This is a genomic window from Micromonospora sp. NPDC049801, from assembly GCF_040656575.1.
GTDB lineage: Bacteria > Actinomycetota > Actinomycetes > Mycobacteriales > Micromonosporaceae > Micromonospora.
Genome location: NZ_JBFAMS010000009.1, coordinates 147239 through 171453, shown reverse-complemented (window position 1 = coordinate 171453; position 24215 = coordinate 147239). Strand labels below are relative to the sequence as shown.

Annotated in this window: 19 protein-coding genes and 1 pseudogene; 12 read left to right on the top strand and 8 right to left on the bottom strand. The window is 71.9% G+C overall.

Translation table 11 applies throughout. The features are described from left to right. The first annotated feature begins 36 nt into the window (after nucleotides 1–36). Together AB0I89_RS18375 and AB0I89_RS18370 are read left to right on the top strand one after the other, a co-directional pair. The gene (locus AB0I89_RS18375) at nucleotides 37–1833 is read left to right on the top strand and encodes a glycoside hydrolase family 15 protein (RefSeq protein WP_357127730.1); all 1797 of its coding nucleotides are present in this window, start codon (nucleotides 37–39) and stop codon (nucleotides 1831–1833) included. Nucleotides 1834–2078: 245 nt separating this feature from the next. Then, nucleotides 2079–3428 (top strand): pectate lyase, encoded by a 1350-nt coding sequence (locus AB0I89_RS18370; RefSeq protein WP_357127727.1) that lies wholly within the window; start codon nucleotides 2079–2081, stop codon nucleotides 3426–3428. Between the two features lie 40 nt (nucleotides 3429–3468). Here the strand turns inward: AB0I89_RS18370 and AB0I89_RS18365 are convergent, their stop codons facing one another. After that, complete coding sequence (locus AB0I89_RS18365) at nucleotides 3469–4659, bottom strand: threonine synthase (RefSeq protein ID WP_357127724.1); 1191 nt, start codon at nucleotides 4657–4659, stop codon at nucleotides 3469–3471. 14 nt (nucleotides 4660–4673) lie between these two features. Next, a complete protein-coding gene (locus AB0I89_RS18360; RefSeq protein WP_357127721.1) occupies nucleotides 4674–5723 on the bottom strand; it encodes a DNA polymerase ligase N-terminal domain-containing protein in 1050 nt (349 codons plus the stop codon). A gap of 94 nt (nucleotides 5724–5817) precedes the next feature. On the opposite strand from AB0I89_RS18360, the gene AB0I89_RS18355 reads away from it, so the two are divergent. The 3 genes from AB0I89_RS18355 to AB0I89_RS18345 all read left to right on the top strand — a co-directional run bounded on the left by AB0I89_RS18355 (nucleotide 5818) and on the right by AB0I89_RS18345 (nucleotide 7853). Next, nucleotides 5818–6606 (top strand): aldo/keto reductase, encoded by a 789-nt coding sequence (locus AB0I89_RS18355; protein ID WP_355051899.1) that lies wholly within the window; start codon nucleotides 5818–5820, stop codon nucleotides 6604–6606. 126 nt (nucleotides 6607–6732) lie between these two features. Beyond that, complete coding sequence (locus tag AB0I89_RS18350; RefSeq protein WP_357127718.1) at nucleotides 6733–6888, top strand: hypothetical protein; 156 nt, start codon at nucleotides 6733–6735, stop codon at nucleotides 6886–6888. Continuing rightward, nucleotides 6888–7853, top strand: a complete 966-nt coding sequence (locus AB0I89_RS18345; RefSeq protein WP_357127715.1) for an N-acetylmuramoyl-L-alanine amidase — start codon at nucleotides 6888–6890, stop codon at nucleotides 7851–7853. Before AB0I89_RS18350 ends, AB0I89_RS18345 begins: the two co-directional genes overlap by 1 nt. 103 nt (nucleotides 7854–7956) lie before the next feature. Here AB0I89_RS18345 and AB0I89_RS18340 read toward each other — a convergent pair whose 3' ends face one another. Then, nucleotides 7957–9498, bottom strand: a complete 1542-nt coding sequence (locus AB0I89_RS18340) for a SulP family inorganic anion transporter (protein ID WP_357127712.1) — start codon at nucleotides 9496–9498, stop codon at nucleotides 7957–7959. Nucleotides 9499–9608: 110 nt separating this feature from the next. After that, on the bottom strand, nucleotides 9609–10733 hold the full coding sequence (locus AB0I89_RS18335) for a cellulose binding domain-containing protein (protein WP_357127709.1): 1125 nt from the start codon (nucleotides 10731–10733) through the stop codon (nucleotides 9609–9611). Nucleotides 10734–11031: 298 nt separating this feature from the next. Between AB0I89_RS18335 and AB0I89_RS18330 the strand changes: the two genes are divergently transcribed. Next, nucleotides 11032–12138 carry an FAD-dependent monooxygenase gene (locus AB0I89_RS18330; protein WP_357127706.1) on the top strand — a complete coding sequence of 369 codons (1107 nt, stop codon included), beginning with the start codon at nucleotides 11032–11034 and terminating at the stop codon, nucleotides 12136–12138. 130 nt (nucleotides 12139–12268) lie between these two features. Continuing rightward, the gene (ctaD, locus tag AB0I89_RS18325; protein ID WP_357127703.1) at nucleotides 12269–14026 is read left to right on the top strand and encodes a cytochrome c oxidase subunit I; all 1758 of its coding nucleotides are present in this window, start codon (nucleotides 12269–12271) and stop codon (nucleotides 14024–14026) included. A gap of 556 nt (nucleotides 14027–14582) precedes the next feature. Here the strand turns inward: ctaD and AB0I89_RS18320 are convergent. From AB0I89_RS18320 to AB0I89_RS18305, 4 genes and pseudogenes are all read right to left on the bottom strand, one after another. Then, nucleotides 14583–15833: pseudogene (locus AB0I89_RS18320) on the bottom strand (MFS transporter). A gap of 40 nt (nucleotides 15834–15873) precedes the next feature. Beyond that, nucleotides 15874–16455, bottom strand: a complete 582-nt coding sequence (locus AB0I89_RS18315) for an isochorismatase family protein (RefSeq protein WP_357127700.1) — start codon at nucleotides 16453–16455, stop codon at nucleotides 15874–15876. A 31-nt stretch (nucleotides 16456–16486) separates the two neighbouring features. Further along, nucleotides 16487–17773, bottom strand: a complete 1287-nt coding sequence (locus tag AB0I89_RS18310) for a nicotinate phosphoribosyltransferase (RefSeq protein WP_357127698.1) — start codon at nucleotides 17771–17773, stop codon at nucleotides 16487–16489. 16 nt (nucleotides 17774–17789) lie between these two features. Then, nucleotides 17790–20468 (bottom strand): LuxR C-terminal-related transcriptional regulator, encoded by a 2679-nt coding sequence (locus AB0I89_RS18305; RefSeq protein ID WP_357127695.1) that lies wholly within the window; start codon nucleotides 20466–20468, stop codon nucleotides 17790–17792. A 197-nt stretch (nucleotides 20469–20665) separates the two neighbouring features. On the opposite strand from AB0I89_RS18305, the gene AB0I89_RS18300 reads away from it, so the two are divergent. From AB0I89_RS18300 to AB0I89_RS18280, 5 genes are all read left to right on the top strand, one after another. Then, nucleotides 20666–22216, top strand: a complete 1551-nt coding sequence (locus AB0I89_RS18300; protein WP_357127692.1) for a hypothetical protein — start codon at nucleotides 20666–20668, stop codon at nucleotides 22214–22216. 148 nt (nucleotides 22217–22364) lie between these two features. Continuing rightward, entirely contained in the window at nucleotides 22365–22655 is a 291-nt protein-coding gene (gene clpS, locus AB0I89_RS18295) for an ATP-dependent Clp protease adapter ClpS (RefSeq protein ID WP_039905549.1), read from the top strand. 61 nt (nucleotides 22656–22716) lie between these two features. Beyond that, nucleotides 22717–23211: a DUF2017 domain-containing protein gene (locus tag AB0I89_RS18290; protein ID WP_357128035.1), complete on the top strand. Its 495-nt coding sequence runs from the start codon at nucleotides 22717–22719 to the stop codon at nucleotides 23209–23211. Between the two features lie 52 nt (nucleotides 23212–23263). Beyond that, entirely contained in the window at nucleotides 23264–23752 is a 489-nt protein-coding gene (locus AB0I89_RS18285; protein WP_357127689.1) for a M67 family metallopeptidase, read from the top strand. A gap of 66 nt (nucleotides 23753–23818) precedes the next feature. Further along, nucleotides 23819–24214: a MoaD/ThiS family protein gene (locus tag AB0I89_RS18280; protein WP_357127686.1), complete on the top strand. Its 396-nt coding sequence runs from the start codon at nucleotides 23819–23821 to the stop codon at nucleotides 24212–24214. The last annotated feature ends 1 nt before the right edge of the window (nucleotide 24215 follow it).

The following is a 24215-nucleotide window of genomic DNA, read 5'->3' as shown; positions in this document are numbered from 1 at the left end:
CGGCCTGAATCGGGCCGATCCGGGTACGCGCGGCTGGTGACACAGCCGCCGATCTCCGACTACGGGTTCCTCTCGGACTCCCGTTCCGGCGCGCTGGTCGGCGTCGACGGCTCGATCGACTGGTGGTGTCCGCACCGGTTCGACGGCGCCTCCGTCTTCGGCAGGCTGCTCGACCCGGACGGTGGGCACTTCCGGTTGGCGCCGGTCGGTGCCGGTGGCCCCGGTTACCGGGTCGAGCGCGCCTACCGGCCGGACACGCTCATCCTGCGGACGGTACACCACACGCCGCACGGCAGCGTCTCGGTGACGGACGCGCTGGCCGCCGAGCCCGGTGCCCGCGCGCACGAGTTGGGCGTGAACTCGCCCGCCGTACTCGTCCGCGTGGTCGAGGGCCTCACCGGGCGGGTCAGGATGGCGCTGGACTTCGCCCCCCGCCCGGAGTACGGCCTGCTCACGCCGTACCTGCACGAGCGGCCCGGCGGCGCGGTGGTGGCCGGCGCCGGCCCGGTGGTGCTGGTGTTGCGGGCCGGGGGCATGCCGCTGCGGGCTGGCCGGGACCGGGTGACCCACGAGTTCGAGGTCTCCTCCGGCCAGGTGGTGGGGATCGACGTGGCGTTCGGGCAGACGTACGGCAAACCACCGGTCCAGATGGACCCGCTGGCCGCCCTCGCCGACACGACCCGGGCCTGGGAGGCGTTCCGGGAGACGCACACGTACTCGGGCCGGCACCCGGAGCTGGTGCGGCACAGCGCGACCGTGTTGGCCGGTCTCACGTACGCCCGCAGTGGCGCGGTGGCGGCGGCGCTGACCAGTTCGTTGCCGGAGCGGATCGGCGGCGACCGTAACTACGACTACCGGTACTCCTGGTTGCGGGACTTCTCGTTGACGATGCGGGCACTCTGGGTGGCCGCCTGTCCGGACGAGGCGTCGCGACTGTTCGCCTGGGTGTCCCGGTCGATCGGCCAGTTCGGCGACGAGCCGGTGCCGGTGCTCTTCGGGTTGGAGGGCGAGCGTGACCTCTCCGAGCACCACTGCAATCACCTGCGCGGATACCGCGACAGTCGCCCGGTGCGCATCGGCAACGACGCCTGGAAGCAGCGGCAGCTCGACGTGCCGGGTGAGGTGCTGTCGGCGGTGTGGCGACTGCGCGATTACCTCGGCACGACGTTCGAGTCGGAGCTGCGGGAGATGGTGCTCGGGCTGACCGAGCAGGTGGCGGCGACCTGGCACCTGCCGGACCGGGGCATCTGGGAGACCCGGGACGAGGAACGGCACTACCTCTCCTCGAAGGTCTCCTGCTGGTTGGCCATGGATCGGGCGGTGGGGCTCGCCGACCGGTTGGGTGAGCGGGCCGACCCGCGTCGCTGGGCCGGCGTCCGTGACGAGATCCGCGAGACGGTGCTGCGCGAAGGCTGGAACGACCGGATGGGCGCGTTCACCGGCTCGTTCGGCTCGGCGGAGCTGGACGCCTCGGTGCTCGCCCTGCCGGTGGCGCACTTCCTGCCGGCCACCGACCCCCGGATGCGCTCGACCATCGCGATGGTGGAGCGTGAGCTGGGCACGGAGGACGGGCTGGTCCGGCGCTGGACGAGCGACCCGGCCGGCTTCCTGCTGTGCTCGTTCTGGCTGGTGGAGTGCCTGGTGATGGCGGGTGAGCCGCAGCGGGCCGAGGAGCTGTTCGAGCGCGTGGTGGGTCGCGCCAACGACGTGGGCCTGTTCAGCGAGCAGATCGACCTGACCACCGGGGCGCAGCTCGGCAACATGCCGCAGGCGCTCTCCCACATCGGGCTGATCAACGCGGCCTGGCGGCTGACCGAGCCGAACAGCTTCTGAATCCCGCGCCGAAATCCTGCAACAGACCTGCAAGCGTCAGGCATTGACGCTGATATGTGCGTAGTCCTAGCCTCGGAGAGACGGGAAAGCCCTTTCCCACGGCTTTCGTCCCGCTTCACCCCGCTGTCGGATCCGGGCGTCCGACGGGGCACACCGATCCCGCTCTCGCGTCAGCGCGCCGTGCCGGCACGTCCCCGCGCGTCCGTGTCCCGGGATCACCACCACCCGCGTCAAGGAGGACAACCGTGCACAGGAGACGACGACCACTGGTGCTGGCGGTGTGCGCCGGCGTGACCGTGGCGGCCCTCGCCGCCAGCATGACCTCGGCCTTCGCGGCCACCATCTTCACCGACACCTTCAGCGACGGCGACGCCTCCGGCTGGTCCAAGTCCGGTGGCACCTGGACGGTCGACGGCGCGGGCGTGTTCCAGCAGTCCAACACGGGCAGTGAACTGGCCCGGCAGTTCGCCGGCGACACCGGGTGGACCGACTACGCCGTGCAGGCCCGCGTCCGGCCGGTGAGCTTCGGCTCGTCCAGCGCTCTGGTCGGGCTCGCCGCCCGCTCCACCAGCAGCACCAGGATGTATCGCCTCGCCCTGCTCGGCTCCGGCCGGGCCGAACTCCAGGCCGTCAACGGCAGCAGCGTCACGGCGATCGGCTCCGCCCCGCTCGGCGTCACCACCGGCACCTGGTACACCCTGCGTGTCGAGGTCATCGGCAGCACCATCCGCGGCTTCGTCAACGGCGCGCAGATCGCCTCCGGCAGCAACAGCCTGGCCGGCGCCGGGCGGATCGGGCTGGTCACCGCGTACGCCAGCGGCGGCTTCGACGACGTGGTCGTCGACTCCTCCGGCGGCGGCGCCCCGACCACACCGCCGGCCACCAGCACGCCGCCCACCACGTCGAGCCCGACCGCCCCACCACCCTCCGGGTGGCCGACGCCGACCGGCAGCCAGAAGGTGGACGCGACGATCCCGGTGTCCGGCACCTTCGACGGCGGGCTGAGGCGCTACTACGGCATCGGCGACGGTGGGCAGAGCGAGAGTCAGGACCCGATGTTCGAGCTGGCCGCCGGCGCCACCCTGCGCAACGTGATCATCGGCGCGCCGGCCGGTGACGGCGTGCACTGCGAGGGCGACTGCACCCTGGTCAACGTCTGGTGGGAGGACGTGGGCGAGGACGCCGCCACCTTCCGGGGCGGGACCACGTACACGGTCGACGGCGGCGGGGCGCGGTCGGCCAGCGACAAGGTCTTCCAGCACAACGGCGCGGGCACTGTCTACATCAGGAACTTCCGGGTGGAGAACTCCGGGAAGCTCTACCGGGCCTGCGGCAACTGCTCCACGTCGTACCAGCGGCACGTGGTGATCGACAACGTGGTCGTCCGCGACACCGACACGATCGCCGGCATCAACACCAACTGGGGCGACACCGCCCGCTTCAGCCGCGTCACCATCGTCGGCGACCCGGACCGGGAGACCTCGATCTGCGTCAAGTACAAGGGCGTACCCAAGGGCAGCGAACCGACCAAGATCGGTGAGGGCGCCGACGGCGTCAACTGCCTCTACTCGCCGTCCGACATCACCTACCGGTAGGCGCGGCACGCCGGCATCCCGCGCCGCGCGGGATGCCGGCTCAGGCCAGCACGGGTACGCCGGAGACGTCGACCGTCTCCGGATACTTCAACCCCGCGCCGGTGTTGAGCACCACCACCCGTTCCCCGGCCCGAATCCAGCCACCGGCGCGTAGCTGGCGCGCGGCGGTCAGGCAGGCCGCGCCCTCCGGGCAGAGCAGCAGCCCTTCCCGGGCCGCGAAGTCCCGCAGGTCGGTCAGGATCTCGGCGTCGTCGACGGCGACGGCGGTGCCGGCTGATGCCCGCAGCGCCGCCAGGATCAGCTCGTCACCCAGCGGCGACGGCACGGTGATGCCGAACGCCACCGTGTGCGCGTCCGCCCACGGGCGGGCCCGGGACTCACCGGCGGCGAAGGCCCACACGATCGGCGCGCAGCCGGTCGACTGCACCGCCACCAGCCGGGGCAGCTTGTCGCCGACCCAGCCCAGCTCGCGCATCTCGTGCAGCGCCTTGTGGATGCCGATCAGGCCGACCCCGCCACCCGTCGGATAGATGATCACGTCGGGCGCCTGCCAGCCGAGCTGCTCGACGATCTCGTACCCCATCGTCTTCTTGCCCTCGAGCCGGTAGGGCTCGCGCAGCGTGCCGGCGTCGAAGATCGCGCCGTCCGACTCGGCGACCAGCTCGGCCACCCGCCGGCCGGCGTCGCTGATCAGCCCGTCCACCAGGCGCAGGTCGGCGCCGGCGGCCACGCACTCGCGCCGGCAGATGGTCGGCGCCGCCAGCGGCATGACGATCGTGGCGCCCATTCCGGCGCGCGCCGCGTAGGTTGCCCAGGCCGACCCGGCGTTGCCGTTGGTGGGCATCGCGATCCGCTTGATGCCCAGCTCGCGGGCCCGGCTCACGCCGACCGCCGCGCCCCGCGCCTTGAACGAGCCGGTCGGGATCAGCCCTTCGTCCTTGACCATCAAATCCGCGATGCCGATCTCGGCACCGTACGAGGGAGCGCGCAGCAGCGGCGTCCAACCCTCGCCGAGCGTGGTGACGTGCCGGGGGTCGGCGACCGGCAGCAGCTCCCGGTACCGCCACAGGTCGGCTGGGCGCAGGCCGAAGCGCTCCGGGGTGACCGCCTTCGCGACCGCCGGCAGGTCGTACCGGGCCAGCAGCGGCGAACCACAGTCGCAGAGGTTCTGTACCTCGTCGGCGGCGTACTCCAAGCCGCAGCGCGGGCAGTCCAGGTGGGTCAGGTACACGTCGCTCCTCGCCGTCAGGCCGCGTCGACACTCAACCAGCGCCGACTGCGTACGCCCGGCTCGTAGACCGAGTCGAGCCGCTTGGCGACCACACCGGGCAGCCCCTGCTCCCGCCCGGTGCGCAGGGCCTCGTCGCCGGCACCGGAGAACCACGGCGGAGTCTGCCAGTGCGTACCGGCCAACGCCAGCCCATCGAGCAGTTCCCGGCGTTGCGCGTACGGGACGTCGACGCTGCTCACACCCTCCAACCACAGCAGGTCGACGAGCAGGAACTGCGCGCCGGTCGGCACCCGGCCCCCGCTGGTCGGGCGTGCCGGACGCACCCGGCCCGATCCGTCGATGCGCACCAGCACGCCGTCGAGCACCGCCTCGGTCGGCGCCAGGGCCTCGGCCATCGCGCGCAGCCACGGGTACCCGCCGGTGATCTCCTCGTCGGTCTCGGAGAGCAGCCGTAGCCGCCCGCCGGAGACGTACGCCACCGCGCGGACCCCGTCCCAACGCAGCTCGTACCCCCATTTGCCGGCGTCGCGCGGCAGCCCGGCGGCGGGGGTGGCGCGCATCGGGCGGACCAGTTCGGGCATCGGCGTCCAGCCCGGCGGCGCGGGATCGGTGCGGCGGATCATCCAGTCCCGGCCGCCGGTGGCGAACAGCGCGTAGCGGCCCACGGTGCGCGCGCCGGAGAGCGTCACGATGACCTCGTCGTCGCGCCACTTCTCGCAGCGGTACGTGCCCCGGTCGTGGATGATCATCCGGCCGCCCCCGTACTCGCCGGCCGGGATCTCGCCGGCGAAGTCGAGGTACTCCATCGGGTGGTCCTCGGTATGGACGGCGAGGTGGTTGCGGCCCGGGTCGCGGGGCAGGCCGCGCGGCACCGCCCAGGACGCGAGCACGCCCTCGTGCTCCAACCGCAGGTCCCAGTGCAGGCTGCGGGCGTGGTGCTGCTGGATGACGAAGCGGGCGCGGTCGCCGTCGTCACCGGCCGGCCGGGGCGTCGCCCGCGGCACGGGTTCCGGGGTGCGGGCCGCGTCGCGCCGGCGTCGGTACTCGTCCAGCCGGTCCGTCACACCCGCATTCTCCGGCAAAACGGGCCCTTGTGCGGGCCGCCGGAGTGTCCGATTCGCTCGGCGGCCGGGCATGAGGCGGGGTAAAACGGACTTCATGGACCTCCGTGACCAGCCCACCGCCCTGCTTCCGGGTGACGTGCGAATGCCCCTGCTCGGCTTCGGCACCTGGCAGGCCACCGGCCAGGCGGGCTACGACGCCGTGCTGGCCGCGCTCGACACCGGCTACCGGCACCTCGACACCGCCACCGTGTACGGCAACGAGCGGGAGGTGGGTCGGGCGGTCCGGGAGAGCGGGCTGCGTCGGGAGGACATCTTCCTCACCACGAAGCTGCCGCCGGACCGGATCGGCCGGGAGCGCGAGACCCTGGAGGCCAGCCTCGAGGCGCTCGGCGTCGACCAGGTGGACCTCTGGTTGATCCACTGGCCGCCGTCGTCGGCGGCCGACAGCATCCCGCTGTGGCGGGAGTTGCTGGCCGCCCGGGACGAGAACCTGACCCGGGCCGTCGGGGTCAGCAACTACAGCACGAGCGAGATCGATGAGCTGATCCAGTCGACCGAGGAGAACCCGGCGGTCAACCAGATCCGGTGGAGTCCCGCGCTGTACGACCGGCAGCGGCACGCCGAGCACCGGGACCGGGGCGTCGTGCTGGAGGGGTACAGCCCGTTCAAGACCAGCGATCTCAGCGATCCGGTGCTGACCAGGATCGCCGCGGCGCACGGCGTCTCACCGGCGCAGGTGGTGCTGCGGTGGCACATCGACCACGAGATCGTGGTGATCCCCAAGTCGGTGACGCCGGAGCGGATCACCGCCAACTTCGACGTCTTCCACTTCTCACTGACGGCGGAGGAGATGCGCGACATCGACGCGCTCGGCGACGCCTGAAACGGCGGAATCCTTCAGGCTTCGGGTGGCAGGTGAAGGGTATCGACATTGACGCGTGTGACGGTATAGCGTGCCGTCATCACGTCCGTCGATCCGTTCCCCACCCGCCTCAGCTGGAGGATCGCCATGGCCCGACCACCGTCCGTCCGTCTGCGCCGTCGTGGGGTGCTCGGCATCCCCGCCCTGGTGGCCGCCGCGCTGACCACCCTCGCCGTCCGACCCGCACCGGCGAGCGCCGCGCCGAAGGCCGAGTGCCTGGCCGACCTGCTGCAGGACTCCTGATGGCGACCATCCCGTGGCTCGTGGACGTGCTGCGCGCCGCCGGGGTCCAGGTCGTCGTCGAAGGCGACTGGCTCAACCGGATGCGGCCCGGCTCCTTCGACCCGATCGGGGTGCTCTGGCACCACACCGCCTCGACCTCCAGCGCCAGCAACCCGCACCCGGCGCTGGGCATCTGCATCAACGGTCGCTCCGACCTGGCCGGCCCGCTCTGTCAGGCCCTCGTCGACTACAACGGCGTCTTCCACGTGATCTCCGCCGGCCGCTGTAACCACGCCGGGGTCAGCGGCGGCAGCGGACCCATCCCCGCGGGTGACGGCAACACCCTGATGATCGGGTGGGAGATCGACTACAACGGCGTCGACCAGCAGATGACGACCGCGCAGTACAACGCGTCGATCGCCGCCACGGCCGCCGTGCTCACCCGGCTGGGTCGGGACAGCAGCTATGCCCGCGGTCACCGGGAGACCAGCACCACCGGCAAGATCGACCCGTCCTTCATCGACCTGAACGTGATGCGGGCCGACGTAGCCGCGAAGATGGCCGGCGGCAGCACAGCCTGGTCGTCGGTCGTGGACAACACGACCTCGGGTCGCTTCACGGCCAGCGCCAGCTGGGGTGTGTCGACGTTCTCCACCCAGCGGTACGGCGCCGACTACCGCTACGCCGATCCCGTCGCGGCCAGCGACCCGGCCTGGTACCGGTTCAACGTCCCGGCGACCGGCAACTACCGGGTGGACGCGTGGTGGCCGACGAACAGCGGCTACAACAGCGCCACCCCGTACATCGTCGCCACCACCACCGGCAACCGCACGGTCTACGTCGACCAGCGGGCGACCGGCGGGCAGTGGCGCGTTCTCGGCACGTTCACCCTGCCCGCCGGGGACGCCAACCGGGTGGCGGTGAGTCGCTGGAGCAACGCAACGGGCCTGGTCATCGCCGACGCCGTACGCCTCACCCGGGTCTGACCCGCGTGACGCGCCCCGCCCCGGCTTGATCGGCTCGACTTCCCGGATGTCGGGGTGTCCCTCGTCCGAGGATGCCCCGACGTCAAGGATCCCGAGTGGATCATCACCCCGACGGTTGACGGGTCAGCCCCTGCGCCTCCGCAGACCGACGACCCCGAGTCACGCAGAGGGCGGTGCGTTTGCCGGTGCCGAGCCCGTCGGTGCCCGCTCGATGGAGCCACGAGCCGTGCACCTCGCTGACCTGCGCGTTGCCACCGGACCGCGTGTAGGACGCCTGCCAGTCGCGGATGGTCTCGTAGGCGCCGTGGTCGAGATAGTCGAGGTGCAGCTCGACGTCGACGTGCTGCCCCGGGGGCAGGGCGGTGAGTCGGCGGGTGAGCCGTCCGCAGGCGACGAAGGCGAGCGTTCCGGTGATCGACACGTGCCAGGCGCCGGGGTTCGGCTCGGTGACGTGGATGTCGCAGCGGGCCAACCGCCACAACATGAACAGCGCGGCCGTCGCCATGCCCAGCCCGACCCCGATCAGCAGGTCCGTCGCGGCCACGCCGAGCGCGGTGACCACGTAGATGGGCAGCTCCCGGTGTCGGGCGTACGTACGGATCTGGGCGAGGCTCACCAACCGCAGGCCGACCACCACGAGAACGGCGGCGAGGGCGGCCATCGGGATCATCTCCAGCAGCGCGGAGCCGGCCAGCACGAACCCGGCGATCCAGACGCCGTGCAGGATGGCCGACGCCCGGGTGCGTGCCCCGGCGGCGACGTTGGCCGAGCTGCGCACGATGACGCCGGTCACCGGGAGGCCGCCGAGCGTTCCGGACACGGCGTTCGCGGCGCCCTGGGCGATGAGCTCCCGATCGAGGTTCGCGCGTGGGCCGTGGTGCATGCGGTCGACGGCCACCGCCGAGAGAAGAGACTCCACGCTCGCCACCAGGGCGATGGTGACGACTGCCGGGAGGACCTCCCACGGCGGCGAGTCGGGCCAGCGGGGGAGGGCGAGCGCGTTCAAGGGGTTGGCGGGCAGATTCACCCGCTCCACGTCGGCGCCGAGGACCGTCGCCACCACGGTGGTGACCACCACCGCCACCAGGGTCGCCGGCAGCATGGTGGTCTTGACCAGGCGGGACCAGACCAGCAACAGCCCGATGGTCAGCGCGCCGAGCAGCACGGACACGCTGTGGTGGTCGGCGACCTGGCCGGGCAGGTCACGTAGGTTCGCCCACGCGGAGCTCTGGGGCGCGCCGCCGAGCGCGACGTGCACCTGGCTCAACGCGATGACCAGGCCGATGCCGGCCAACATTCCGTGTACGACGGTTGGCGACAGCGCGAGCGCGGCCCGCCCGAGGCGGGTGATGCCCAGCAGGATCTGCAGCAGTCCGGCGACGGTCACGATCGCGGCGGTGCCGGCGAAACCGAACTCGGCGATGGTGCCCGCGACGATCACGGTGAGCCCGGCCGCTGGTCCGCTGACTTGAAGCGGCGCTCCGCTGAGCGCGCCGGCGACCACCCCGCCCACGACGGCGGCGATCAGTCCGGCCAGCAGCGGTGCTCCGGAGGCGGCGGCGATGCCCAGGGACAACGGGATGGCGATCAGGAAGACCACGATCGACGAGGGGATATCGTGCCGAAATGACGCTAAAGTCGACATCTTGCGAAAGCTACCGAGATAATATTAATGCATAGTTAAGCGTGATTCTTTCACTCGCGACGTGAACGGGGCGCGACCGCTCGGTCGCGCCCCGCCGTTGTGCCGTCGACTCAGTTACGCGTACAGCTCCTGCCGTTCAGCGAGAAGCTGCTCGGGGACGAGTACGACCCGTTCAGCGTCCCCTGGTAGCCGAAGCTGGCCGTGCCGCCGGGGGCGAGCGACCCGTTGTGGCTCACGTTTCGGGCGGTCACCGCGGATCCGCTCTGGCTGACCGTCGCGTTCCAGGCGTTGGTGACCGTCTGCCCGCCGGGCAGGTTGTAGTTCAGCGTCCAGCCGTTGATCGCGCTGGACCCGGTGTTGGTGATCTGCACGTCGGCGGTGAAGCCGTTGTTCCACGAGTTGGCCGTGTACTTGACCGCGCAGCCCGAGGTGCCGCCCGGCGGCGGGGTGGTCGGCGGCGGGTTGGTGGGGTTGCCGCCGCCGTTGACGTTGGCCGAGAACGAGGTCACCGCGAGCCCGACGCCGCCCTGCCACGGCTCGAAGCCGGCCTGGATGCTCGTCAGGTACCAGGAGTTCGTGATCGCGCCCCGGTTGCGGGTGTCGTTGACGAAGTCCATGACGCTGAAGTTCAGGCTGGAGGTCGTGGACTGCGCGACGTACGAGATGACGTTGTTGGAGCCGTTGCTGCCGCGCCAGACCTCCCAGGTCCGGCCGGCCAGGTTCGTCGTGCCGACCACCGAGCCGATGGGCTGGATCGGGCCCTGGCGGTTGAGCCAGATCATGATCTCCATCTGGTTCACGCCGTCCCGCTTGGGTGACGGGTCCAGCCAGATGTCGTACGAGGCGTTGTAGGTCGCGCCGCTCACGTACCGGTAGCTGATGCTGCTGGTGGCGCTGCTGATCTGCGACACCTGGATCGGCAGGTTCGTGCCGGGGGAGCAGTTGGTGTAGTGACAGCCGAAGAAGATCGAGGGGTACGCCGTGGGCGCGCCATTGGTGGGGCTGCTGCCGTTCAGCGTGGTGATCTCGAAGCCGTTGCTGGTGGCGTTGATGCACTGCTGGGCGGTCGTGCCCCACCGGTTGTTCTGCACCACGTAGCGGCCCTGGATCACGGTGGAGCCGTACTGCTCGCAGATCAGGGTGTCGGCGGAGGCGCTGCCGCCGAAGGCCACGGCCACGAGGGAACTGGTGAGCAGCAGCCCGGCGGCGGCCAGGGCTCGAAGGTGACGCTTCATGACGCTCCTTGACTCGGCGCAAGCTGGGCGCCGGCTGTGGTGGGGTGGTGCGGGAGCGCTCCCACGCTCAACGACACATTTACATGTCTGAAACTGTGGCGCAACCGCATGCGTCAAACTGGCGAATTGTGAGGATTGCCATGCCCCTCCGGTCGGCTGTCAGCCCACCTCCCGGTCAGCGGCAGCGGCCGACGGCGAGCGGTTCGCGCCGGGCCGATCGGCTCTGGTGTGCGTCGATCGCTCCGAGTAGCGTGTTGCCTCCAACGCGTGCCGTTCCCCTCCGGAGGCGTACACCACCATGCGTAGCTCCCCCCTGCGCATCCTCATCGTCGGCGCGGGCATCGCCGGCCTGGCCGTGGCCCGGGCCCTGCGCCTGGCGGGCTTCCGGCCGGATGTGACCGACAAGCTGCCGGCGGGAGAGTCGACCGATGTCGGCCTCTACCTGCCCGGCAACGCCGCCCGCGCGCTGCACCGGCTGGACCTGCACGATCCCGTCCGCCCGCTCGGGCAGGTGATCCACCGGCAGCGCTTCTTCGACGCCTCCGGGGCCCCGCTCTGCCAGGTCGACCTGGACGCGCTCTGGGCCGGCGTCGGGGAGTGCCGGGCGCTGCCCCGGAGCGACCTGCACCGGGTCCTGCTCAGCGGCGCCGGCGGCGCCGTCCGCCACGGCGCCGAGGTCCGCACCCTGGAGCTGCTGCCGGGCGCCGTCGGCGTCACCTTCACGGACGGCACCCGCACCGAGTACGACCTGGTCATCGGCGCCGACGGACCGCGATCGTCGGTCCGGACCCTGGCCGCGCTCGGCGGGCCACCCCGCCCGGCCGGGCACGTCGTCTACCGGGCCGTCCTGCGCGACGGTCCGGCCGTCACCGACTGGACCGCGCTGCTGGGGCAGCGCTGCGGCCTGCTGCTCGTGCCGATCGGGGAGGGCCGGCTGCACTGCTACGCCGACGAGGTGGGCACCGAGCCGCCCGCGGACCCGCTGGCCCGGCTGCGGGAACTCTTCGCCGACTACCGGGGCCCGGTGCCCGAGGTGCTCGACACACTCGACCGGGTGGACGTCGGGATCACCGACGAGGTCGAGCTGGGTCGCTGGCACCGGGGGAGGGTGCTGCTGGTCGGCGACGCCGCCCACGCCACCGCGCCCACCCTGTCGCAGGGCGCGGCGATGGCCCTCGAGGACGCCGTGGTGCTGGCCGAATCACTGCGCGCGGCCGGCAGCGTCGAGGCGGCGCTGATGGCGTACGAGAGTCGTCGTCGCCCGCGTACCCGATGGGTGGCCGACCGGACCCGGGACCGCAACCGGACCCGGGACGTCCCGCCGGCGCTGCGCGACCCGCTGCTGCGCGGACGCGGCGGCCGGATCTTCGGGGAGCACTACCGGCTACTGGTCGGCCCGCTGTAGGCCCGTTGTAGATCGTGTCACGCCACCCCACGCGGCGCTGCGACCTGCCGGGGACTATCCTCCTTGCGGATGACGGCCCGCCGATAAACAGCGTGAGCCGAGCGGGACAACCGAGAACCGGAGGCCACTCGTGACCACCGTCGCACCCAAGCCGGTCGTGACCCGGCCCTGGCCGGTCCGGGAGCCGGTCAAGGGGTCGGCCATCGCGCGGCTGCTGCGAACCACGGACGCGAAGCAGATCGGGATCATGTACATGATCACCGCATTCGTGTTCTTCCTGATCGGTGGCGTGATGGCCCTGATCATGCGGGCTGAGCTGGCCCGACCCGGGCTGCAGTTCCTGTCGCCCGAGCAGTACAACCAGCTCTTCACGATGCACGGCACGATCATGCTGCTGTTCTTCGCGACGCCGATCGTGTTCGCCTTCGCGAACTACATCGTGCCGATCCAGATCGGCGCGCCCGACGTCTCCTTCCCCCGCCTGAACAGCTTCGCCTACTGGCTGTACCTGTTCGGCGGCACGATCGCGACCGCCGGCTTCATCACCCCGGGCGGCGCCGCCGACTTCGGCTGGTTCGCGTACTCGCCGCTGAGCAGCGTCGAGAACTCGCCCGGCGTCGGCGCCAACATGTGGATCATGGGTCTGGCCATCTCCGGCCTGGGCACGATCCTCGGCGCGGTGAACATGATCACCACGGTGCTCACCCTGCGCGCGCCCGGCATGACCATGTTCCGGATGCCGATCTTCACCTGGAACATCCTGGTCACCAGCCTCCTGGTGATCCTGGTCTTCCCGCTGCTGGCCGCCGCGCTGTTCGCGCTCGCCGCAGACCGCATGATCGGCGCCCACGTGTACGACCCCGCCACCGGCGGGCCGATGCTCTGGCAGCACCTGTTCTGGTTCTTCGGGCACCCCGAGGTGTACATCGTCGCGCTGCCGTTCTTCGGCATCATCAGCGAGATCATCCCGGTCTTCTCCCGCAAGCCGATCTTCGGCTACAAGGGCCTGGTCGCCGCGACCATCTCCATCGCCGCGCTGTCGATGAGCGTCTGGGCGCACCACATGTTCGCCACCGGCCAGGTGCTGCTGCCGTTCTTCAGCTTCCTGAGCTACCTGATCGCGGTGCCCACCGGTATGAAGTTCTTCAACTGGATCGGCACCATGTGGCGGGGCCAGATCAGCTTCGAGACGCCCATGCTCTGGGCGGTCGGCTTCCTGGTCACCTTCCTCTTCGGTGGTCTCACCGGCGTGCTGCTGGCCAGCCCGCCGCTCGACTTCCACGTGTCGGACTCGTACTTCGTGGTGGCGCACTTCCACTACGTGCTCTTCGGCACCATCGTGTTCGCGGTCTTCGCCGGCATCTACTTCTGGTTCCCGAAGATGTTCGGCCGGATGCTCGACGAGCGCCTGGGCAAGGTGCACTTCTGGCTCACCATGATCGGCTTCCACACCACCTTCCTGGTGCAGCACTGGCTCGGCGCCGAGGGCATGCCCCGTCGGTACGCCGACTACCTGCCCGGCGACGGGTTCACCACGCTGAACACGATCTCCACGATCGGCGCGTTCATCACCGGTATCTCCACGCTGCCGTTCATCTACAACTGCTGGAAGTCGTACAAGACCGGTCCCGTGGTCGAGGTGAACGACCCCTGGGGTCACGGCAACTCGCTGGAGTGGGCGACCAGCAGCCCGCCGCCGCTGCGCAACTTCGACCGGATGCCGCGCATCCGCTCCGAGCGGCCGGCGTTCGACGCGAAGTTCCCGGAGCTGGCCGCCGGCCAGAGTGTGGCCGGCCCGCCGGAGGGTGGCGCCAAGCCGCTCACCAGCGAGTCGGACGGCGGCGCCACCTACACCGAGGACACCGCCAGCAACCTCGACCGGCACTGACGCTCGACCGAACCAGCACGACGGGCGCCGCCCCCCGGGACCACCGGGAGCGGCGCCCGTCGCGTTACCCCCCAGCCCCGCGCACTCCGCGCGTCGCTCGGCCCAGCCCCGCGCACTCCGCGCCGGCCCAGCGCACCCGCGCCGCACCCCGCTCCGCGCCGATCTTGCACTTTCTGTCGCGGCCAAAGGGGTGAAGTGGGCAAAACGGCGACAGTTTGTGCAAGATCGGCGCGGGGAGGGGCAGGGCTTCCTGTTCGCGAGCGCACTCAAGGGCAAGATCCGCGCAACATCAGGGATGTTGCTGCTTCCCGCGCTCTCGAAGCAGCAACATCAGGTAAGTTGCGCGGATCTTGGTGCCGGGGTGCCGGGGTGCCGGGGTGCCGGGGTGCCGGGGTGCCGGGGTGCCGGGGTGCCGGGGTGCCGGGGTGCCGGGGTGCCGGGGTGCCGGGGTGCGGGGTGCCGGGCGTGCGGGGTGCCGGGCGTGCGGGGTGCCGGGCGTGCGGGGTGCCGGGCGTGCGGGGTGCGGGGGGTGCCGGGGTGCGGGGGGTGCCGGGTGCTAGCGGGTTGTGGCGGCTAGTTCCTGCTCGGTTGGTGTCGTCGGGGGGTGGGTGGTGGCGTTGCGACGGCGGCGCAGTTCCAGCGGGAGCACGGCCACGGTGACCAGCGCGCCGAGCGCCCCCGTCACCACGAAGCCCCACAGTGGCGCGCTGGCGTCGATGACCGCGCCGGCGAGTGGCGCGCCGACCGCGATGCCGACGGTGACGGCCGAGCCGTGCAGGCCCATCGCCTCACCGCGTACCTCGGCCGGGGCGAGCCGGCTGACGGCGTCGGCGGAGGCCGCGATGGTCGGCGCGCAGAGCGCGCCGGCCGGGATCAGCGCGAGAGAGAGCAGCCACCAGTGTGCGCCGCCCAGCCCGACCGGGATGGTGCAGAGCGCGAGCGCCGCGGTGAGCGCCAGCGGCGACAGCGAGCGGTGCACGGCCCCGTAGGCGAAGCCGCCGATCAGCGAGGCGATCGCCCAGCCGGCCAGGACGACGCCGGTCCAGCCGGCCTCGCCGCTGGCCCGCAGGACGGCGACCACCGCGACGTCGGTACCCCCGAGGACCAGGGTGGCGGCGGTGCTGAGCGCCAGTACGGCGAGCAGCCGGGGCGTCAGCCACTCCCGGCGGGACACCTGGCGTTGTGGGCCGACCGGCTCGGCCGCGCCCCGAATCGGCGGGTTCAGCAGCCACAGCGCGGCCCCGGCGGCGACGATGCCGCCACCGACGAGTTACATGGTGGTCTGCGCCGAGATCGCGGTGACCAGGGCCACCGCCAGCGCCGGACCGATCATGAAGGACAGCTCGACGGACATGGAGTCCAGCGCGTACGCCGGCCGCCGTTGATCTTCCGGGACCAGCGCGGCGATCGACTGGCGGACCACTGAGAAGATCGGCAGGGCCAGTGAGCCGGCCACGAAGGCGGCCGGCAGCAGCAGCGGGTACGCCAGCGAGGGCGCGGTGACCCAGAACACCGCCTCGGCGATCCCGGTGAGGACCAGCACCGGACGCAGGCCGCGCCGGTCGACCAGGCGGCCGAGCAGCGGGCCGCCGATCGCCGCGCCGATCGTGATGGCGGCGCCCACCAGGCCCGCCGCGCCGTAACCCCGGTCGAGGTCGAGCACCACGTGGAAGGTCAGGGTGACCCCGGTGGCCGTGAGCGGGATGCGGGCGAGGACGGCGACCAGCAGCAGCGGCCGCAGGCCGGGCAGGGCGAGCGCGGTCCGGTAAGGCTTGATGTTCACGTTGGTCCGTACCTCCGGCGACATCCTCGACGGGTCGCGGACCGTTGGCCAACCAATTAGCGCCTCATGCGGCCCTGATCACAGGCTCACCGTGCAGGACCACGCCGGCGCCGTCCATCGCGCGCAGCGCCACGTCGGTGGTCTCCGGGGCGACCGCGGCGGTCAGTTCCAGCAGGACCGTGGTGGCGAAGCCCTCCCGGGCGGCGTCGAGCGCGGTGGCGCGGACGCAGTGGTCGGTGGCGATGCCGACCACATCGACGGTGTCCACGTCGTGCCGGCGCAGCCAGTCGGCCAGGCACTCGCCGTCGTCGGCGTGGCCCTCGAAGCCGGAGTACGCGGCGGCGTGCTCGCCCTTGTGGAAGATCGCCTCGACCCGTCCGGTCTCCAGCTCCGGGTGGAACTCCGAGCCGCTGGTGCCGACCACGCAGTGCCGCGGCCAGGACTCCACGAAGTCCGGCGGATCGCCGAAGTGCGCCCCCGGGTCGACGTGGTAATCCTTCGTGGCGACCACGTGCCGCCACCGGTCCGGCTCGGTGGCGAGCAGCCGGGAGATCCCGGCGGCCACCCCGGCCCCACCCGGGACGGCCAGCGAGCCGCCCTCACAGAAGTCGTTCTGCACATCCACGATGATCAGCGCGTTGGCCATCGGGGGTCCCTTCGAGGTCGGATCGGCGGGCTCAGCCGGCGGGTACGACGGTGACCGGCACGGCGGGGTCGCCGGCGGAGAGCTTCAACCCCTCCCACGGGATGGAGATGAGGCACTCGCGCAGGTGTTCCCGGGACTCATCGAGGGTCGGCAGGGCCACGGGCTCGCCGTCGACCACGTACGAGCGCTGGAGCACCCGGTCGTTGGCCTGCCGGTCGGGCACGCCCTGCGGGACGATGATCTCTTCCGTGGCGGTGCCGGTGGGCTTGTGTCGGCGAACCGCCACCTTGCGCCCCCCGATGGTGGCCTTGTGCTCGGACCGCTTCACCACCGGCCGGCCGTCGACCTCGACGAGCTTGTAGACCAGCCCTGCCGTGGGCGCTCCGGAGCCGGTGACGACGGCCGTACCCGCGCCGTACATGTCGACGGGCTCGGCGGCCAGCGCCGCGATCGAGTACTCGTCCAGGTCGCCCGAAACGATGATCTTGGTCTCGGTCGCGCCCAGGGAGTCGAGCAGTTCCCGGGACTGCTGCGCGATCACCGCCAGGTCACCCGAGTCGATCCGGACCGCCCGCAGCTCCGGTCCGGCCACCGCGATGGCGTTGCGGATGCCCTGCGAGATGTCGTACGTGTCGACCAGCAGCGTGGTGTCCTTGCCCAGCGTGGCGACCTGCGAGGCGAAGGCCGCCCGCTCGTCGTCGTGCAGCAGCGTGAACGCGTGCGCCGCCGTACCCGCGGTGGGGATGCCGTAGCGCTCGCCCGCGGCGAGGTTGGAGGTGAACCGGAAACCGGCCAGGTACGCGGCGCGCGCCGCCGCCACGGCCGCCTCCTCGTGGGCCCGACGTGACCCCATCTCGATCAGGGCGCGGCCCCGGGCGGCGGTGACCATCCGCGCCGCGGCGGCCGCCACCGCGCAGTCGTGGTTGAGCACGGAGAGCGCCACCGTCTCCAGCACTACACACTCGGCGAAGCCGCCGGAGACGGTCAGGATCGGCGAACCGGGGAAGAACAGCTCACCCTCGGCGTACCCGTCGATGTCGCCCGTGAAGCGGTAGTCGGTGAGCCAGGCCGCCGCCGCGTCGTCGACCACCCCGGTGCGACGCAGGAAGTCGACCTCGGCCGGGTCGAACCGGAAGTCGCGGATCAGCTCGATCAGTCGCGCGGTGCCGGCGACCACGCCGTAGCGTCGGCCGCTGGGCAGCCGGCGGCTGAACACCTCGAAGACGCAGCGGCGGTCGGCGGTGCCGTCCTTGAGTGCCGCGCTGACCATGGTCAGCTCGTAGTGGTCGGTCAGCAGCGCGGGGCGGAGGGTGCTCACCGTCCCAGCCTAAGGTTCAGGCCGAGTCGTCGCCCTCGTGGCCCGGGATCGACCGCAGCGCGGCCCACAACTCGGCCCGGCCGGTCACGCCGAGTTTGGTGTAGATCCGCTGGAGGTGGTTCTCCACCGTGCGGGCGGAGAGGTACAGCCGTTCGGCGATGGCCCTGCTGGTCGCGCCGTGCACGGCGAGGCGCGCCACCTGCCACTCGCGTTCGGTCAGCACCGGCGCTCCGGCCCGCAGCGCCGGCGTCCGGATCAGGTTGCACCGCCCGAGCAGCCCCGCGAGCCGTTCGCGTGCCTCGCCGGCCACCACCGAGTGCTGCTGACGCAGCCGGTGCAGGGCCTGGGCGGTGGCCTCGGCGGCGTACACGGTCAGCTCCAGCGCGGCGTAGTCGTCGGCGACCGACAGCAGGTCCGCCGCCGAGTCGGTCACCGCAGCACGGGCGTGCCGGGCCAGCAGCGGCGGCAACACCCCGTCCACCCGCTCGGACAGTTCGGCGAGGCGCTGCGCCACGGTCCGCCGCCCGCCGTCGGAGCAGGTGGGGCCGATCGGCGCACCGGCCTGGTCCAGCCGGACCAGATCGTGCAGGACGTGCACCTCGTGCCCGGCGAAGCCGTCGGCGCGAAGCCGGTCGGCCAGGTCGCCGAGGTGCTTCACCGCGCCCGGCAGGTCACCCGACACGGCCAGCACCGCGCCCCGGGCCTGTTCCAACCACGGGTAGAGCACCGCCATCCCCGGCGCGTGGGTGCGGTCGGCCTCGGCCATCGCCTCGGTGGCCTGCGCCGCGTCGCCGCGCAGCGCCGCCGCCTGGGCCCGTTCGGCCTGGGCCAGGCCCGCGTAGACCCGGCTGGTGGCCAGCACCGCGCAGGCACCCAACGAGGTACGCATGGCCGCGTCACTCTGACCCCGCAGCCGCGCGGCGTACGCCGCCAGGATCGCCAGGTAGCCGGTGCCGAGCCGGAAGTCACCGGCCCCCGCGAGGTCGGCGAACTCGTCGGCCACGATCGCGTCGATCCCGACGAGATCGCCGGTGAGCATGAGCCGGGTGCCGCGCGCCAACTCCAGGGCCAGTTGCAGGTACGGCATGTCGGTGCGCCAACTCGCCGCGGCCGAGTGCACCTGCGCGATGGCCGCGCCGCTGCGCGTCAGCTGACCCTCGGCGGCCTGGACGTACGCGATGGTGCTGCGGGCCAGCTCGCGGGCGGCGATGCTGGCCGCGGGCCGGTCGAGCACGGTCTGGCTGAGCCGTACGGCGGTTGCCGTGTCCAGTCGGTGCAGCCGCATGATCGCCTCGAAGGCGTGCACCCGGGCCCGGTCGGCGGAGTCGCCGAGTTGCTCGACGCGGCTCGCGATCTCCTCCACCGTGGACTCCCGACTGAGCCCCCAGTAGCTGACCATGCCGCGGACGGTCAGCCATCGGCAGAGGCGGCGCTCGTCGCCGGGCTCCAGGGTCACCGCGTCGAGAACGCTGAGCGCCTCGTCCGGTCGGTCGGCGAACATCAGGATGGTGGCCAGCAGCTCCGCCGCGTCCGAGCCGCCGTCAGCGTGCAGCGCGGCCCGGGCCAGGCGGGTCGCCAACGGTACGTCGTACCGGGTGAACGCCTGCATCGCGGCGTCCACGAGCAGGGCGGCGTCCTGCGCGGTGCCGGAGTCGAGCCGCCAGACCGCCACCCGCAGCAGGTCGTCGCGGCGGCGCTTGCCGACCTGCTCCAGCAGTTCGGCGAGGTGCGCCTGGAGGCGTCGGGTGCGGCTGACCGGGCATCGGCGGCGCATCACCTCGCCGTAGAGCGGGTGCGCCAGGCGTACGTTCGTCCGCCGGTCGTGCTGGACGACGGTGATCAGCCCACGCTCCTCGGCGCACTCCACATCGGACTGCTCGGCGGCCTGGTTGAGCAGGTGCAGCCCGAGTGGCTCGCCGAAGGCGACCAGCTCGACGACCGTACGGACGCCGTCGGTGAGCTGCCCGACGCGGGTGTCGATCAGATCGGTGAGGCTGGGCGCCAGCTCCAGTCGCCCGGTCCACTTCCAGAGGCCGTAGGTGCGCTTCAACTCCTCGCTGCCGTTGGCGGCATGCACCAGCTCGCGCAGCAGCAGCGGGTTGCCGGCCGACAGCCGCCCGAGCCGGTCGGCGGAGTTGGCGTCGACGGGCCCGCCCAGGATCGCGGCCAGCAGGCCGGCGGTCTCCGACGGTGGCATCGGGGTCAGCTCGACGTGCTCGACCAGGTCGTCGGTCCACAGCGCGCGGATCGGCAGGGGGATCTGCTCGCCGTCGCGCAGGGTGCCGACCACGGTGGCGTTGTCCGCGCGGGCGACCAGGTGCACGAGCGCGGCGGACGGCGGGTCGAGCAGGTGCGCGTCGTCGATGGCGAGCACGATCCGCCGGCCGGCGGCCTGCTGTTGCAGCACGCCCAGCGCCCAGCGCAGGATGCCGGCGGGGGAGAGCCCCTGTGGCTGCTCCGCCGGGAGGACCTGCACCAGCCCGCCGAACGGCAGCGCCGCGGTGGTGGCGCTCGCGGCGATGGACCAGATGGCGTACCGGTCGGTGGGCAGGGTGTTGACGCCCTCCCGCAGCAGCCGGCTCTTGCCGATGCCGGCGCTGCCGCTGAAGAAGAGCCCTCGGCCGGCCTCGCCGGTAACCGCCGCCAGCAGGCGGTTGAGTTCATCGGTCCGGCCGACGAACTTCCATCGACTCATCCGCGCAGCATATCCATCGAGTTCGGTCCGCGCCCGCACCGTCACGCACCGAAGTTGAGTAGTCGCACAATTACCGGTGAGTACCTGCGGTATTCCGCCTGGTCGGCGGGCCACACGTACTCTTCGGGCATCCGGGTAGTGTCACCGGAATTTCCATCCGACCGGCGTGCCGGTCGCCAGCTCCGGGAGGCCACCCGATGCAGCAGGGCCCTCTCCCCTCGCTCGACTCGCCCGGCGACATGGCCAGCTCAGCCGACCCGCCGAGTTGCGCCCCGTTGCCCACCGAGCTTGAGGTTTCCAATCCCCGGTCGGACGAGCCGCTCGGCGTCGTCGCCGTCGGTCCCGCCGGCGCTGACCGGCGTGCCGTGCTCGCCACCCTCGTCGGACTCGACCCGGTGATGCTCACCGTGCCGGCCGGCAGTTGGCTGGTGGTCCGGCACGCCAAGGTGCCGACGCGGGCGGCGTTCGTCCCGGGCTACCGCCAGCCGCACTCGTACGGCGCGGACCGGGACGCGGCCGGCCCGGCACTGGCCCGCCCGCCCCGGCGGGTCGAGCTGAGCGTGCCCGAGCCGCTGCTGCGCCACTTCACCCTGATCGACACGCCGGACACCGGCGCGCTCGGTGTGGCCGGCGTCCGGGTGCTGCGTGACGCCGTCGGCCGGGCCGGCGCGCTGCTCTTCGTGATCGCGGCCGACCAGGCGTTCACCGCCCAGGAGTTGAACCTGCTCGCCGAGGTGGCCGCGGCCCCGGTGGAGGTCGTCTTCGCGGTGACGCCCGGCACGGCCGGTTGGGCGCCGCTGGCCGACGGCACGGCGACGACGGAGGACACGGGGGCGTCCGTCCCGCCGGCGGCCGGCCGTTCGGGGGAGGTGGACCCGGTCGCGGTGACCGTCGCGGCGCACCGCGCGGCGCTGCTGGCCGCCGTCCCCGACCTGGCCGCCGCCCGCTGGTTCCCGGTCGACGGCGTCGACAGCGCGGCCGACCTGCGCCGGGCGTTGGTGGGGTGGTCGGCGACCGAGGGGTTGCAGCGGGCCAGCGCCGAACCGCCCGTGCTGCCGGGGCAGCACGACCGCGTGGCGGTGGCCGCCGACCCGGGCGACTGGTCCGAACGGCTCGACCGGCAGGCCCGCTCCTGCGCCCAGCGGATCCGCCAGCACCTGGCCCTGGAACTGGCGAACATCCATCTGCGGGCCGTTCAGGAGATCGTCTTCGGGGTCGGCTGCGCCGGCCTTCCCGATCTGCTCGACCGGGAGATGGCGGCACTGTCGCTGCTGGCCACCGCGCAGTGCGACCGCGCGGTGCGGGGCATCGTGTCGGACACCACCGCCCAGGTGCTCGGCACGCCGCCCACGGAGGGCGTACGTCGGCGGATCGCCACGGCCGTCCAGTACGGCCTGGCCGACCACCGCACGGGACGCGACCTGGACCGGGTTCTGCTGGTCACCAGTACGGCGGGAGTGGCCGGACTGACCGGCGTCGAGGCGATCGACGCACTCGCCGGTTATCCGACGGCAACCCGTGACGAGGTGCTTCCGCCGATCGCGGTGGGGCTCTCCGGCGGATGCTGGCAGCAGTGGCGTACCCCGGGAAACGACGACCACAGCGCGGCGCGGGCCTGGTCGCAGCGGGCGCTTCGGGAGGTCGAGTTGGAGCTCGCCCGCGAGATCTCCCGGCGGTTCGAGGTGATCCGTCTCTCGCTGGGCGTGGTGCTGTCCGATGCGATCGACCACGGCATCCTGCTTGCCTGAGAGCGTGCCCGCCGTGCGGCTCGACCTCGCTCCGCGTCTCGCCTCCGCCGAGGTGCGAGGCGGCTTCGTGGCGGGCACGACGGGCGATCCGGATTCGTCCGGCGTTCCGGTTCCTCGGTTCCGGGAAACCGGTGGCACGATGGGGGGCATGGCGGCTCCACAGGTTGCACCGGTCGAGACGCCGGCCACTGACGACGTGCCGGCGCCCGACCGGCAATGGGTGACGATCGTGTGGGACGACCCGGTCAACCTGATGACGTACGTGACCTGGGTCTTCCAGAAGCTGTTCGGCTACAGCCGGGAGAGGGCGGAGCAGCTCATGCTGGACGTGCACCACAAGGGCCGCGCCGTGGTCTCGACGGGCGCCCGCGAGCGCATGGAGCACGACGCGTCGCAGCTGCACGCGTACGGGCTCTGGGCAACGGTGGATCGCTCGTGAGCGCGAGGAGTGAGCCGGGGTTGCGAGCCCCGCAGTCGCGAACCGGGCTGGCATCGTGAGCATGTTCCGGCGGCAGGCGGGCCGCTACGTCGCCACCTTCGCCGTCGACGAGGTGCGGGTGCTGCGCAAGGTCGCCTCCGAGGTGGTCGGTCTGCTCACCGACGGCTTCGACCACACCGACCCGGTCGTCGGCCGGCTGTTCCCGGCGGTGTACCCGGAGGACGCGGCCAGCACGTCGGAGTTCCGCCGCTACACCGAGGGTGACCTGAAGACCGCGAAGATCGACCAGGCCGGGGCGATCCTGGCCGCGCTGCCCGACGATGCCGGCGGCGAGGTGCGGTTGGACGCCGAGGCGGCCGAGGCGTGGCTAAGGGCGCTCAATGACGCACGGCTGGCGATGGGCGTGCGGCTGGAGATCAAGGACGGCACGGACCTGGGCGAGGAGTTGGACGACGCGGTGACCGAGGATCCGGGGTCGAGCCGGGTGTTCCAACTGTCGGTCTACGCGTATCTCGGATATCTCCAGGAGTCGCTGCTCAACGCCTTGATCGACTAGGCGTGACCCGCGCCACTTCAGGCCCTGCCTGGGAGGCGTTAGGCTGGTACACGTGCTGAGCATCGACCGGTCGATCATCGACGCGATCGTCGCCCACGCGCGCCGGGACCACCCCGACGAGGCGTGCGGCGTCGTCGCCGGTGCCGTCGGCAGCGACACCCCGACCCGGCACATCCCGATGGACAATGCCGCGCGGTCGATGACCTTCTACGAGTTCGACTCGATGGAGCACCTGCGCGTCTGGCGGGAGATGGACGACCGCGACGAGGAGCCGGTGGTCATCTACCACTCGCACACCGCGACCGAGGCGTACCCGTCGCGTACCGACGTGTCCTTCGCCGGCGAGCCGAACGCGCACTACCTGCTCGTCTCGACCCGCGAGCCCGACTCGGAGGAGATCCGCTCGTTCCGGATCGTCGACGGCGTGGTGGCCGAGGAGCCGGTCCAGATCGTGGAGGCCGGGGTCGACCCGCACGCCGTGCAGTCCTACATGTTCGGGCAGAGCCCGGCGACGGTCGACTACGAGTGTTCCGGCCGCTGAACCGTCAGCGTCCGCACCCGTTTCCTCCCGTCACCGTTGGCACACCCGATCAAGGAGCACGACATCATGGCCATCGAAGTTCGCATCCCCACCATCCTGCGTAGCTACACCGGCGGCGCCAAGGTCGTCGAGGGCGCCGGCGACACGCTGGCGGACCTGCTCACCGACCTGGACTCCCGGCACGCCGGCCTGCGCGGCCGGCTGGTCACCGACGCCGGCGCGCTGCACCGCTTCGTCAACGTCTACGTCAACGACGAGGACGTGCGCTTCCTCGGCGCGCTCGACGCCAAGCTCTCCGACGGCGACAGCGTGACCATCCTGCCGGCCGTGGCCGGCGGCGCGTTCGGCTTCGCGGCGGCAGCGGCGATCAGCTCGCACAGCGCCGCGGCAGCGGCGATCAGTTCGCACAGCATCAGCCGGGACAGCGCGGCAGCGGCTCGCGACGCCGTCGCCGCTCACTGAG